Below are 13,544 nucleotides of genomic sequence, written 5' to 3' on the forward strand. Positions count from 1 at the left end.
TGGCCGTGCCGCGCCGTGGCCGTGCCGCGCCGTGGCCGTGCCGCGCCCGCGCCAGTGACCGTGACCGTGTCAGTGGCCTTGGCCGCCTCGCTGTTGTCGCAGCGCCGCGACCTGCCGGTACAGTTCGACGGCCTCGCCGCCCCTGCCGAGTTGTTCCAGGCAGTGTGCCTCGTCGTTACGGCTGGCCAGGGCGTCGGGGTGGTCGGCGCCCAGGACGCGTTCGCGGGCCTCGGCGACCTGGCGGTAGACGGCGAGGGCGTCCGCCCAGCGGCCGAGCCAGCCCAGTCCCACGGCGATCTCGCGGCGGCTGACGAGGGTGTCGGGGTGGCCCGGTCCCAGCACCCGCTCCCGGATCGCGCAGACGTCGCGGGCCTCGGCGAGGGCCTCCTCCCAGCGGGCGAGCCGCCCCAGGTTGACGCCGAGGCCGTGGCGGGCGCGCAGGGTCTCGGGATCGGCGGGGCCGTGGACGCGGGTGCGGTCGTCGACGAGGGCGCGGTACAGCTCCAGGGCTTCCGCGCTGCGGCCCAGCCTGCCGAGGCTGATGCCGACCTCGTAGCGGGCGGCGAGCGTGTCGGGGTGACCGGGGCCGAGCGCCTGGGAGCGGGCCTCCGCGACTTCCCGGTAGGTCTGCAGGGCCTCCGCCCAGCGCCCCAACTGGCCCAGTGCGTAGGCGACTTCGTAACGGGTGACGAGGGTGTCGGGGTGGTCGGGGCCGAGTACCCGGGCGCGGGCCGCGGCCACCTCGTACGCCAGCCGGTACGAGTCCTCCAGACGGCCCAGCCGGCTCAGGTTGAAGGCGAGGTTGTGACGACAGCGCAGGGTGTCGGGGTGGTCGGGCCCGACGGTGCGCATCCGGGAGTCGAGGACCGCCGCGTACACCTGATGGGCCTCGAAGTGGCGGCCGAGCTGGCCGAGGACGTACGCCGTCTCCTGGCGGGCGGCCAGGGTCTCCGGGTGGTCGGGGCCCATCGTGCGGGCGCGGCCGTCGGCGACGCGGCTGAACTCGCGCAGGGCGTCGGCGATGTGCCCGGACCTGCTGAGGGTGAACCCGACCTCGTAACGGCTCGCGAGTGTGTCGGGGTGGTCGGGGCCGAGCGCCTGCTCGCGCTCGGCGGCGACCGCCCGGTGCACCTCTCCGGCCTCCTGCCACCGGCCGAGCCGGCCGAGGCTGAGTCCCGCGTTGTGCCGGCTGGTGAGGACGGCGAGCAGCTCGGGCGGAGGGGTGGGGCGTTCGGGTCTGGGCAGCGGGACGGAGGTCAGCGGGCGGCGCAGCTCCACGCCGGTGGTCCACTCACCGGTGAGGCCCGCCGTGTAGTCGGGCGGGGTGGGGCGCAGGGTGCCGGTGCCGGTCGCCTTGTGGCCGGTGGTCATGCCCCGGGTCCAGGAGGGCAGCCGCCGCTCCCGGGCGGGCTGCTGACCGGGCACGTCGGCGGCGCCGGGGCCGCCGGCGCTCGGCCCGGCGGTCATCGGCCCGCCGGCCATCGACCCGCCGGCCATCGGCCCGTGCGCCGGGTGGCCGGTTCCGGTCCGGGCCGTAACGATCTTGGCGCGCAGCGCCCTCGCGTCGGCGGGCCGGTCACCGGGGGCCTTGGCGAGCAGTTCGAGGACGATCCGGTCGAGGAAGGCGGGCAGTTCGGCGCGGTGCGTGCGCAGCGGCTCGGGCGGGGTGTCGCGGTGGCCCACGAGGACGGCCCAGGCGTCGTCGAGGTCGAACGGCGGGACGCCGGTGGCGATCTCGTACAGCACACAGCCCAGCGAGTACAGGTCGCTGCGGTGGTCGATCTGCCCGCCGCTGATCTGCTCGGGCGACATGTAGTGCGGGGTGCCCATGGCGATTCCGGTGCCGGTGAGGCGGGAGGTGAAGCCGACGTCATGGCCGAGGCGGGCGATGCCGAAGTCGCAGATCTTCACCGTCCCGTCGCCGAGCCGCATGATGTTGGCGGGCTTCAGGTCGCGGTGGACGATGCCCTGTTCATGGGTGTAGGCGAGGGCGTCGGCGACCTGTTCCGCGATGTCGACGATGTCGGGCACGGCCAGCGGGTGCTGCTTGTTGTCCTCCAGGAGCTGGCTGAGGTTGCGGCCCTCGAGCAGCTCCATCACCAGATAGAGCACGCCTTCGTACTCACCGAAGTCATGGACGACGGTGACGCCGCGGTGCTGGAGCGCGGCGGCCACCCGGGCCTCCCGGCGGAACCGCTCACGGAGCACGCGCGTGAACGAGTGGTCCTGCTGCGGACCCAGCGGTTTGAGGCATTTGACGGCCACGCGCCGGCCCAGGGACTCGTCGCGGGCCTGCCACACCTCGCCCATGCCACCGCGCCCGATCAGATTCTGCAGCCGGTACCGGCCGTGGATCAGCCTGGTGTCCGCCATCGCGTGCTGTCGCCCCCGTCGCTTCGCTGCTGCGCCCTCCCCGGCCCGTCCAGTATGGACGCCTGTCTGCGGAGTTTGTACGGGGCGGGGCGCGCGTCGGGGCCGAGTCGCGCCATTGCCTTCAAGATGTGACCTGGCGGCAGCTGCCAGCGCAGCCGGGAGGGGATGGCGCGCAGGGTGGTGCCCGTGGTGGCGAGGCGGCGGGTGACCCGGTCGGGGGCCGGGGCGGGCCTGCCGTACAGCGCGTGGGCGTACGGCGGCAGGGCGTCGTAGGCGAGCGCTGCGACGCGCCGCCAGAGCAGTTCGCGCGCCGGGACGAGAAGGGTGTGGACGGGCGGGCGGCGCAGGAAGCCGTCGACGGTCCGGGCGTCCGCTCCGACGGCGAGCTGCGGCCGTACGGCTTCGAAGTACGCGGCGAGCTCGGCGGTGGAGGCCGGTACGCCGGCGGGGTCGAGACCGACGAGCCGGGCGCTGACCCGGTGTTCGCCGACGTAGCGGTCGGCCTGCGCGTCGCTCAGCGGGAAGCCGGAGCGCCGCCCGACGTGCAGGTACGAGTCGATCTCGGCGCAGTGGACCCACAGCAGCAGGTCGGGCTCGTCCACGCCCAGCATCCGGTGGATCTTACGGACGCGGGCGCCGGCCTTCTCGGCGGCCGCGACCGTCCCATAGGTGATGGTGCCGACGAAGTCGGCGGTGCGGATGAGCCGCCCCCAGGCGTCTCTCCGGAAATCGCTGTTGGCCATCACGCCGCGCACGGCCCGGGGGTGCAGGGCCTGAAGGTAGAGCGCGCGCACTCCTGCGACCCACATCATCGGGTCGCCGTGCATCTGCCAGGTCACCGAGTCCGGGCCGAAGAGCCCGGGGTCCGCCGCGTCGCTCATACGTCGACGTTAACGCCGTACCCGGGGCATCCCCAGCCCGATCCAGGAGATGATCTCGCGCTGGATCTCGTTGTTGCCGCCGCCGAAGGTGAAGATCACGGCGGAGCGGTAGCCGCGCTCCAGCTCGCCGTGGAGCACGGCGCCCGTCGAGCCCTCCTTGAGCGGGCCCGCGGCCCCGACGATCTCCATCAGCCAGGCGTAGGCGTCGCGGCGCGCCTCGGAGCCGTACACCTTGACGGCGGAGGCGTCCTGCGGGGTGAGGCTGCCCTCCTGGACCGCGTTCACCATCTGCCAGTTGAGCAGCTTCATCGCGTCGAGCCTGGCGTGGGCGCGGGCGAGGCGGCCGCGGACCCAGCCGAGGTCGATGACACGGCGGCCGTCGGCGAGCTTGGTGTCGCTCGCCCAGCGCTGGACGTTGTGGAGGGCGCGGATGGCCATCGTGCCGTGGGCGGCGAGGGTGACGCGTTCGTGGTTGAGCTGGTTGGTGATCAGCCGCCAGCCCTTGTTCTCCTCGCCGACGCGGCGGGAGACGGGGACGCGGATGTTCTCGTAGTAGCTGGCGGTGGTGTCGTGGGAGGCGAGGGTGTTGATGAGGGTGCAGGAGTAGCCCGGGTCGGACGTCGGCACGAGGAGCATCGTGATGCCCTTGTGCGGCGGGGCGTCCGGGTCGGTGCGGACGGCGAGCCAGACCCAGTCGGCCGTGTCGCCGTTGGTGGTCCAGATCTTCTGCCCGTTGACCGTGTAGTGGCCGGTGTCCTCGTCGCCCTCGCGCACCGCCCGGGTCTTGAGGGCGGCGAGGTCGGTGCCGGCGTCGGGCTCGCTGTAACCGATGGCGAAGTCGATCTCGCCGGCGAGAATCTTGGGCAGGAAGTACCCCTTCTGTTCGTCGGTGCCGTACTGCATGATCGTCGGGCCGACGGTGTTGAGCGCCATGAGCGGCAGCGGTACGCCCGCCTGGGCGGCCTCGTCGAAGAAGATGAACTGCTCCATCGGGCTCATCCCGCGCCCGCCGTATTCCGTGGGCCAGCCGACGCCGAGCCAGCCGTCGGCGCCGAGGCGGCGGATCGTCTCGCGGTAGAAGCGTTTCTGGGCGGAGGGGTCGGCGTAGCGGGCGTAGGCGTTGTCCGGGACGAGTCCGTCGAAGTACGTGCGCAGCTCGGCGCGCAACTGCTGCTGTTCCGGCGTGTATTCGAGGTGCACGGCCCCTCCAGGCGTTACCGAGTCTGTCGATGCGTCCCTGCGGCGCGCACACAGTAGAACGTGTTGCAGGAATCCGGAAGGGCCGTGCACAGCCCGCTAGTGAGGCGTCGTGAGGGCGGTGCCCGCGAGGCCGGGGCGGATCAGCACCTTGATGTGGTCGTCGGGGCGGCGCAGCGCGGCGAACGCCGCGTCGACGCCGCCGTATCCCGCCTCCCCCGTGATCAGCGCGGCCGCGTCGATCCGGCCCTCGGCGATGCGCCGCAGGGTGCCGCCGAACTCCTCGGGCGGGTAGGTCAGGCACATCCGGATGGTCACGTCCTTGTAGATGCCGACGACGGGCCGGATGGTGTCCTCGGTCATCACCCCGCCGATCTGCAGGATCTCGGTGCCGCGCGGGACGGTGTGCAGGAGGCGGTTCAGCATGCCCGGTACGCCGACGCAGTTGACGACGACGGTGGGGCGGACTCCGGGCCCGGCGAGCTCCGCGCAGCGGGCCACCGGGTCCTCGGCGGCCGGGTCGACGACGGCGTGCGCGCCGAGCGCGCGGGCGGCCGCGCGGCGCAGGGCGGACGGGTCGGAGGCGACGACGGGTCCGGCGCCGCGTTCCAGGAGGGCGGCGACCGCGCCGAGGCCGACGGGTCCGCAGCCGGTGACGACGGCCGGGGTGCCCGGGCCCGCGCCGCTGCGGGCGACGTTGCCGAAGCCGACGGCGAGCGGTTCGGTGAGCGCGGCGTGGCGCGGGTCGAGGGAGCCCGGTACGGGGATCAGCGCCGCGGCCTGGACGACGATCCGTTCGCCAAAGCCTCCGGGGAAGGCGTTGCTGTAGCCGACCGTACGGACCGTGCCCGCCGGGTCGAGCGCCCAGGGCAGCGCGACCACGCCGGTGCCGGGTTCGGGGCCGACCGCGCCGGGGCCGTACGAGATGACCCGCGCGGCGAACTCATGGCCCATGACCAGCGGTGTCTTCGGGTCGAAGAGGAAGCTCTCCGTGCCGCTGTCGCGCGACGCCGCGAGGAAGTCCTCGGTGTGCGCCACCGCGCTGAGATCGGAGCCGCAGATGCCGCAGGCGACGGTCTCCAGCAGCGCCTGCCCGGGGCCGGGCACCGGATCGGGGACCTCGCCGACGGTGAAGGAGCCGTCGGCCAGTACGGCGGCCCTCATCGGACCTCTCCCCCGCGAACTTCTCCACCGCGAAACTCTCCGCCGCGAACCTCTCCCCCGCGCGCGACGGCCTCGGCCGTGGCCTGGCGCATCGCACCGATGAACCGCTCGCTGTTGCGTCCGGCCCAGGCGAGGGAGGCCTGGCGGGCGTCCGCCGTGCCGGTCAGCCGGGGCACCACCCGCTCGGCGAAGAGTTCCAGGCTGCGCCGGGTGGCCGCGGGGTCGCCGATGTCCAGCTGAAGGATGAGGAACGTACCGAACCCACCGGTTTTGTCCGCGAGTTGGCGGATGCGTTCCACCGCGTCCTCCGGGTTGCCGATGACGGCCCGGCCGAACGTCGGGAGCCCTTCGCCGCTCCAGCGGGCGACGGCCTCGGCCGGGGTGGCACAGCCGTCGAGGCGCGCCCCGCTCAGTGCCTCGACGTACGCGACGAGGTCACCGGTGCCGAACTCGGCCTCCTTCAGGGCCTGTTCCCGGGTCTCGGCGAGGTGGACGGGGGTGACGAGCCGCCAGGCGGAGCGATCGGGGGTGTGTCCGGACTCCCGGCAGGCCTCCTCGTGGGCGGCCCAGTTGGTGCCGAGCGTGGCGTAGCCGGCGGGGTCGGCGGCGGCCAGGGAGAGCAGCCCGGCGCCGTACCGTCCGGCGAGCCGCGCGCCGGTCGGCGACACCGCCGAGGCGACGGCGATCTCCAGCTCCCGGCCCCGGTACGGGCCGAGCTGCAGCCGCGCCTCGTCGAGGGTGAACCAGTCGGTGGTCGCGGTCACGGTCTCACCGCGCAGCAGCCTCACGATCGCGTCGAGCGACTCGGCCATCATGGCGCGCTGTCTCATCGGGTCGACGCCCATCATGAACGCGTCCGAGGGGAGCTGGCCGGGCCCGACACCGAGCATGGCGCGGCCGCGGGTCTGCTGGTCGAGCTGGCAGATGCGGTCGGCCAGGATCAGCGGCTGGTGGTACGGGAGGGAGTTGACGCCGGTGCCGAGGCGGATGCGCCGCGTGCGCTCCGCGGCGGCGGCGATGAAGACCTCGGGCGAGGCGATGATCTCGTATCCGGCGGAGTGGTGCTCGCCGATCCACGCCTCGTCGAATCCGAGCCGGTCGAGGTGGGCGACCAGGTCGAGATCGCGGCGGAGCTGGAGGGCGGGGTCGTGGTCGTGACGGTGGTAGGGGGCCAGGAACACGCCGAAGCGGGTGGGGAGAAAGGGCTGTGGGTGCGGCACGGTGTCCTCTCCTTCGTCTCGCTCGTTTCATTCGAATCAGTTCGTCGCGCTTGATTCGTTCGTCGCGCTCGTTTCCTCGGATCGAGGCGGGACGCCCGGTCATATCCCGGCCCGGTACAAAGTGCAATGGCCACGCACTGGTGTAGGCGCCGTGTAGGGGCGATGTCGGCGGGTGCTGGGAGCGTCCGCTGGCGTGGCGCGATCGACTGCAAGCGCTGGGACAACGGCTACGTCTACCGGCACTACGGTCCGTGGGTCTGGGGCAGTGCGACCTCGACCGTGTGGTGCGATCTGGGCGCGAACGTGATCGCCGGGTACTACATCGTCGGCTGATCACGGACCCGAGTGCCGGCCCGCACCCGTCCGTGCGGGCCGCGTCACCCGGGACCACGTCGCGCGGGACCGTTCGCTCCGGTCGTGTTCCGGTCGGATTCCGGGCACTGGCGGGATTCTTCCGCCATCGCACGCGCGGCACGGTCATCATGGTCGTCCGGCGGCGGCACAGCGGTGACGAGGGGGACGGGTGGGCGACGACGAGAGCGGGGGCCTCGCGGGGCTGCGCGCGTGGGCGGCGGACGCGACGGTGCGGGCCGAGCGACTGCTGCCCGTCGAGGGCGCGTTGCCGCCGACCCGGCACGAGTACGACCGGTCGGTGGACGAACTCACCCAGCTGGAACAGCTGTTGACACACGATGCGGCGCTGCGGAGCAGCGTCTCCGTCCGGCTCGGCGTCGTGCTCACGCTGCGCTATCTGCTCGGCGGCGGTACGCCGGAGGACCGGGAGCGGGCACGGGACCTGTTCCGCCGGGCGCGGGATCCGCAGACAGGCGCGGCGACGTCCGTCGTGGACGCCCAGTGGGCAACGGTGTTACTCCTCAAAACGGCGCTTCCCGTGCATGAGCTCCCCGGCGTCATCGACGGGAACTTCGATATACCGTTCCTGCTCAACTGGCACGCGCGGAAGGCCGGGCTGGTCGAGGACGCCTTCGAGGAGATCCGGTCGCTGCTCGCGGACGTGCGGTTGGAGTATCTGCCACCCGAGCTGGCACAGCACCTGGAGCAGACGAAGGCATCCATGGTCGCGTTGGAGGGCGCGTTCCTTCCCGGGGGCGCCGAGAGGCTGATGGCGACGCTGCCCCCGGACTTCCCCTTCGCGGCGCAGATGGCCCAGATGATGGATGTGCTGTCCGGCAACCCGGGGGCGGCAGGCTCGGCTTTCGGCCCGCCGGCAGCAGGCCCGACGCCGTCAAGCCCGCCCTTCCGCCCGGCGGCAGCACGCCCGACGGCGTCAAGCCCGGCTTTCGCCCCGGCGACGCCGCCACCTGCGACGACCGGCCCGGCGCGGTCGGACGATCCGCCACCCCCGGCACCGCCTACCGCCCCCGCACCGCCGGCCGCACCAGCCCCCGCACCAACGACGGCAGCCGAGCCTGCCGCCGACACGACGAAGCCGACGAAGCCGACCGAGCACACGCCCGACCGCGACGGTCCCCCGCCCGGCGACGCCGCCGCTCCTGGCATGTTCTCCGCCATGCTCTCGGCCTACGCGGCGGGGCAGGACCTCGATCCGGCGGCGTACGACGCGGCGTTGCGCCAGATGTCCCAGGCGTACGACCAGTTGTCTCCCGATGCCGATCTGGCCCCCATGATGCGGACCATGACCGCCGCCATGCTGCAGGTCGCCCACGGCAACGGTGGAAACCTCCGGGACAGCGAGCTCGGCAGGCGCCTCGCCCAGGCCGAGGGCGAGCAGCACACGACGCGCGACCTCAGCACCCCCCTCGGCGCGCAGCTGGGGATGGGCCGACTGCTCTCTCTGGGGTCGCGGCTGAGCTCGGCGCTGGACGCGGAGGATCTGACCGCCATCGACGCTGTCATCGCGGAGCTTCGCCGGCTGGAGGCGCAGCCGTCCGGGATGGCCACCTTCCATGCCAGTCTCCTGATGAGCCTCGGCCAGGCGTACACAGCGCGTGCCGAGCTCACCCGCAACCCGGCGTCGCGCCTGATCGCCGCCCAGTACCTGGAACGGGCCGCCGCCCTGAAGGGCAGTGTGCCCCCTGTGCTCGGGAAGATGCTGGACCAGCTGGGCAACCAGGCCCTTTCCGCCCAGGCACGCTTCACGTCCGACCCCGAGCGCCTCCGCAGCGGCCTGAAGCTGGATGACACGTCGACCTCGCTCTTCGCCCGCTACGACGCGGCACGGCACCTGGGCAGCCTCTTCGCGCTCTCGGGCGATCTCGCGGATCTGGACCGCGCCATCACCGCGTTCGAGGAGCTCGGACCGGGCGTCCGGGAGGGAGGCGTGGGACGGCTGGCCGCGGAGATCCACTGGTACCTGGCCGAGCTGTACCACGTGCGCTGGCTGCTCGCGCACGCGAAGCAGGACCTGGTCGCGTCCACGGACTCAGCGCGAGAGTCGCTGCGCGCCCTCACCACCGACGTACTGCTGCAACTGGGCTCCGAGCACGGACTGCTGGCGGCACGCTCCAGCGTCGAGCGCGGGGTGCGCGCGGCCTTCTGGTCCGGTACGCAGGGCCGTGTGGAGGAGGCCGTCGCGGCGCTGGAGCTGGGCCGGGCCCTGGTACTCCACGCGGCCTCCGCGTCCGCCACGGTCCCGGAGCGCCTCAGGGCGCGCGGGCACGACGAGCTGGCCGAGGCATGGCAGGCAGCGGTCGACGCACCCGACGACGCACCCGCCGGACCCGGGCTGCCCCGGGAACTGCCCAGCAGTCTGCGCCGCCGGGCTCTGGAGGCACTCGGCTACCGGCAGGAGGGGCTGATGACGACGCCGACCGTCGCCGAGATCCAGGCCGCGGTCGCCGACGCCGACGCCGACGCGCTCGTCTATCTGGTCGCCGGATTCAACGACGCTCCGGGGATGGCGGTCGTCGTGGGCCCGGACACCGGGGCCGGCACGCTCGGGCTGCCCCTGCTGTCCGGCGCGGAGAGCGGCCCCCTCGAACGCTATCTGGACGCCGCGGCCGAGCGGTCCCGGCACATCGGGGAGCCGGCCGCCGAACAGGCCTGGGAGGAGGCGCTGTCGCAGCTGTGCGACTGGGCGTTCACGGCGGTCATCGGCCCGGTGACGGAGGACGTCGCGCAACGCCTCCAGGCCAACGAGAACCGTCGCCGCGACAGGCCGGGAGGGCCGAGGCTCGTCCTCGTGCCGTGCGGCAAGCTCGGAGTCGTACCGTGGCATGCCGCCCGGCTGCCGGAGGCGGCGCCCAAGGACTACGCCTGCCAGATCATGGTCATCAGCTACGCGGCTTCGGCAGGCCAGTTCCTGCGGACGGTCAAGCGGGCCCGGCGGGACCCGGCGGCGGCCCCCGTGCTGGTGGCGGACCCGCGCATCGATCTCCCCTGGGCCGAGCAGGAGGCCCTCGCGCTGCGCGAGGCCTTCTATCCGGCGGCGCGGCTGTACGGGGAGTTCTACGAGCCGCCCGTCGCACCGGAGTCGGCGGGCACGCCCGACGAACTGCTCGGGCTGCTGCACGGCGACGTCTCGCTGCTCCATGTCGCGTCGCACGGCTCGACGGGCACCCGGCCGACGGTCTCGGCGCTGCATCTCGCCGTCCCCGACGGGACCGAGGTGCCGCCGACCGGGGAGTGCGGCAAGGCGGCGGAGACGGATCCGGGGATGCTGACCGTCACCCGGCTGCTCGATCACACGGCCGGCCGGACCACCCGTCCGGACGGCCCGTTGGTGGTGCTCAGTGCCTGCGAGACCGACCTGAGCAATCGTGACCACGACGAGGCACTGACCCTGACGACGGCGTTCGTCGCGGGCGGTGCACGGGACGTGGTGGGCTCACGGTGGACGACCCAGGACGCCGCGTCCGCGCTGATGATGACGGTGTTCCACCACCACCTGGCGGTGGAGGGGCTCAGTCCGGCGGACGCGCTGCGCGCCGCCCAGATGTGGATGCTCGACCCCGGCCGCAGGAATCCGGGGACGCTCAGCGGCGAACTGCTGCGCGAAATGGCCCGCCCGGGGCTGGAACGGCCGGCGATCTGGGCCGCGTTCACGCACCAGGGACATCCGGGGCCGGGACGCCGGGGAGGAGGAGCCGTATGAATCCGGAGAACCCGGAAGACCGGGCGCACCGGCTGCTCGAACTGATCGGCGAGCACCGGGAGAGCATCCGTGCGTGCCTGAACGACGAACAGCACGAGCTGCTGGTCACCAGAGTACGGGCCCTCGCCGACGCGCCCGAGGGCGTCATGGCGATCCGCAGGGCACTGCGGGGGGTGGAGTTCGCCCTGCGGCCACTGCCGCTCGAGCATCCGGTGCGGTTGGCTGTGGACACCGGCGTCCGGCTGACCGAGGGCGCCGCGGGGGCGCACACTGCCGTGCAGGCCCGGGAGTTGCTCGTACGCCTCACGGAACCGGCCCCCGGCCCGGCGGCGACGCCGGACCCCCACCCTGACCAGGACGCGGGCCGCAACACCGCCGACGTCACCACCGATGTCATCGTCGCGACCGTCCAGCGGCGGCTTCTCGCAGCCCCCTCCCTCTCCCCGCAAGAGGTACGCGCCCGCTGCGCGGACGATCCGCCGCCCGAGCTGATCCGGCTGGACGACCCGGTGCGCGGGGACCGTTACCCGGCGTTCCAGTTCACCGGCCGGGCCGGTGGACCGATCGCCGTCGTACGCCAGGTGAACCGGCTGCTGCTCGCGGACGTCGACCCCTGGGGCGCGGCCGACTGGTGGCTGAGCGGGAACCTGTGGCTGGGCGGTCCGCCCGCCTCGTTGCTCGGGGAGGTGCCGGACGAGGTGCTGTCGGGCGCCGCCCGGGCGCTGGTGGAGGGGGACCGATGACCGGCACCGTCCCCCCGTCCGCGTACACGATGCGGCCCAATCCGTATGTGATCCCCGCCGGTGCCGAGCTGTGGCGCGTGCACAGCGCGCAGCGTCCCGCCGCGCAGTTCAACCCGGTGTCCGTCGACGCGCACTTCGGCGGCAACCGCTTCGACGGCACCTCGTACGACCCGTACGCGTATCTGTACCTGGCGACCGACCCGGCGACCGCGCTGGCCGAGACGCTGCTGCGGTCACTGGACTTCGACGTGGAGTCGGGGATGCGGCTCATCCCGTACGCCGCGGTGCGGGGAAAGTCCCTGAGCCCGCTGCGGGCGCGGGTCGACCTCCCGCTGATCTCGTTGATCACCGAGGAGGACCTGGCGGCGGTGTGCCAGGATTCCTGGCTGCTGGAGGCGGACGGGGACCGTTACGCGAAGACCAGGCGCTGGGCGAGCGAGATCCGTGCGCAGGCCCCCGGCGCCTGGGGGCTGGTGTGGCAGTCGCGCAGGCACCGGCCCCGGCTCGCGTCGGTGCTCTTCGAGGACCGCTGTGTCGCGGGCGGGGGTGACGCGCTGGACATGGGCGGGCCCGGTGGAATCCCGGAGCTCGGTTCGCCCTCGGGGGTCGCCGAACTGAACCGGCTGCTGGCACCGTTGCGGGCGGCGGTGGTACCGCCGTGGCCGCGGTGACTCGCCCTGATCCGACGGTTGTCGGCATGGGGTGCCCGGTGCGATCGTGGCGGATATGCCGCCGTTTTCTGACCATAAGTCAATAGTCGATGAATTGAAGGAAGTTCGGCGTGCGGGACTCGTACGGCTGCGAGGACTCGCGCTGACCGCGCTGACCGGGGCGGCGTCCGCCGCGACCCCGGACGGGTCCGTCGAGACCCTGCTCAGGCTGGCGGTGTCGCACCTCGACGCGGGCACGTTGCGTACGGCCGCCGAGTACACCCTGGGCCTGGCGCAGGGCACCCGGGACTGGCCCGGCGCCGACCGGCGGCGCAGGGCCGCCGAGGTGTACGGGGTGAGCGTCGAGCGGTTCCGCAAGGACCAGGAGCTCATGGTGCTCGGGCAGGTCGCCGAGGCCGTCGTCCGGCTCGCGGAGCGACCGGCGCGGGAACGGGCGGAGGAAGCATCCGGGGAGGACGGCTGGAACACCGCGACGCACCGGGTCGTGGAGGTCAGGGCGGGCGGGCGCGACGCGCGGCTCGTCGTGCACCTCCACCCCGTCGACCTGCTGCGTGACGTGGATGTGGTGGTCGCGCCGGCCAACACCTTCTTCGCCCTGCCCGAGCCGTACAAGTCGTCGATCTCCGCGTCGCTGCGGCGTGCGGCGGCGGTGCGCGGGGTGACCGGGGACGTCCTGGACGACCCGGTCCACGACGAGCTGCGCAAGTGGGCCGCGCGACACGGCACTTCCGGCCGCCCGGTCGTGCCCGGCACGGTGGCGCCGACCGGCTCCGGCGCCCTGGCCGCGCAGGGGATCCGCCGGATCTACCACGCCGCGGTGGCCGTGCCCCGGGCCGGGACCAACGACTACGACGTACTGCCCGCCGATGTCACCCGGGCCGCGGCCCGGGTGCTGCACGTGCTGGCGGCCGAGCACGACCGCTTCGAGCCGCCGCTGCGCTCCGTGTGCTTCCCGCTGCTCGGCTCGGGCCGGGGCGGGCTGCCGTACGGGATCAGCGTCGGGGCCCTGTGGGCGGCCGTGGAGGCGGAGCTGGCGCGGGGCGCGCGGTGGGAGGTCCACTTCGTCGTACGCACGCCGGAAGCGGCCGCGCTGCTGGAGCGGCTGCCGGCCAGGATCCGCCCCGCGGGCGACCGGTCCGCGACCGGCCGGTCCGGTTGACTGGAGGTACCGGGCCGTTCGGGGAGCATCGGGGGACCGGCGGCGCACGCTCTCCGGACGG

Annotated in this window: 10 protein-coding genes; 5 read left to right on the forward strand and 5 right to left on the reverse strand. The window is 73.3% G+C overall.

Annotated features, from left to right (window positions below):
* Nucleotides 1-69: 69 nt before the first annotated feature.
* The 5 genes from ABT342_RS13460 to ABT342_RS13480 form a co-directional block, all read right to left on the reverse strand.
* Nucleotides 70-2,373 carry a serine/threonine-protein kinase gene (locus ABT342_RS13460; protein ID WP_351571675.1) on the reverse strand — a complete coding sequence of 768 codons (2,304 nt, stop codon included), beginning with the start codon at nt 2,371-2,373 and terminating at the stop codon, nt 70-72.
* A complete protein-coding gene (locus ABT342_RS13465; RefSeq protein ID WP_351571678.1) occupies nt 2,355-3,254 on the reverse strand; it encodes an oxygenase MpaB family protein in 900 nt (299 codons plus the stop codon). The genes ABT342_RS13460 and ABT342_RS13465 overlap by 19 nt, the downstream gene beginning before the upstream one ends.
* 9 nt (nt 3,255-3,263) lie before the next feature.
* Nucleotides 3,264-4,454 carry an acyl-CoA dehydrogenase family protein gene (locus tag ABT342_RS13470; RefSeq protein ID WP_351571680.1) on the reverse strand — a complete coding sequence of 397 codons (1,191 nt, stop codon included), beginning with the start codon at nt 4,452-4,454 and terminating at the stop codon, nt 3,264-3,266.
* Nucleotides 4,455-4,550: 96 nt separating this feature from the next.
* The gene (locus tag ABT342_RS13475) at nt 4,551-5,615 is read right to left on the reverse strand and encodes a zinc-binding dehydrogenase (protein ID WP_351571683.1); all 1,065 of its coding nucleotides are present in this window, start codon (nt 5,613-5,615) and stop codon (nt 4,551-4,553) included.
* Nucleotides 5,612-6,835, reverse strand: coding sequence for an LLM class flavin-dependent oxidoreductase (locus ABT342_RS13480; RefSeq protein WP_351571686.1), 1,224 nt, complete (start codon nt 6,833-6,835; stop codon nt 5,612-5,614). The genes ABT342_RS13475 and ABT342_RS13480 overlap by 4 nt, the downstream gene beginning before the upstream one ends.
* A 162-nt stretch (nt 6,836-6,997) precedes the next feature.
* Here ABT342_RS13480 and ABT342_RS13485 point away from each other — a divergent pair, with 162 nt between their 5' ends.
* The 5 genes from ABT342_RS13485 to ABT342_RS13505 all read left to right on the forward strand — a co-directional run bounded on the left by ABT342_RS13485 (nt 6,998) and on the right by ABT342_RS13505 (nt 13,483).
* Nucleotides 6,998-7,168 carry a hypothetical protein gene (locus ABT342_RS13485; protein ID WP_351571688.1) on the forward strand — a complete coding sequence of 57 codons (171 nt, stop codon included), beginning with the start codon at nt 6,998-7,000 and terminating at the stop codon, nt 7,166-7,168.
* A gap of 190 nt (nt 7,169-7,358) precedes the next feature.
* Entirely contained in the window at nt 7,359-10,910 is a 3,552-nt protein-coding gene (locus ABT342_RS13490; RefSeq protein ID WP_351571691.1) for a CHAT domain-containing protein, read from the forward strand.
* A complete protein-coding gene (locus tag ABT342_RS13495; protein WP_351571693.1) occupies nt 10,907-11,653 on the forward strand; it encodes a hypothetical protein in 747 nt (248 codons plus the stop codon). Before ABT342_RS13490 ends, ABT342_RS13495 begins: the two co-directional genes overlap by 4 nt.
* Nucleotides 11,650-12,324, forward strand: coding sequence for an RES family NAD+ phosphorylase (locus ABT342_RS13500; protein ID WP_351571696.1), 675 nt, complete (start codon nt 11,650-11,652; stop codon nt 12,322-12,324). The genes ABT342_RS13495 and ABT342_RS13500 overlap by 4 nt, the downstream gene beginning before the upstream one ends.
* 55 nt (nt 12,325-12,379) lie before the next feature.
* Entirely contained in the window at nt 12,380-13,483 is a 1,104-nt protein-coding gene (locus ABT342_RS13505) for a macro domain-containing protein (protein WP_351572024.1), read from the forward strand.
* Nucleotides 13,484-13,544 lie beyond the last annotated feature (61 nt).

The organism is Streptomyces sp. NPDC000410 (assembly GCF_040300305.1).
Taxonomy (GTDB): domain Bacteria; phylum Actinomycetota; class Actinomycetes; order Streptomycetales; family Streptomycetaceae; genus Streptomyces.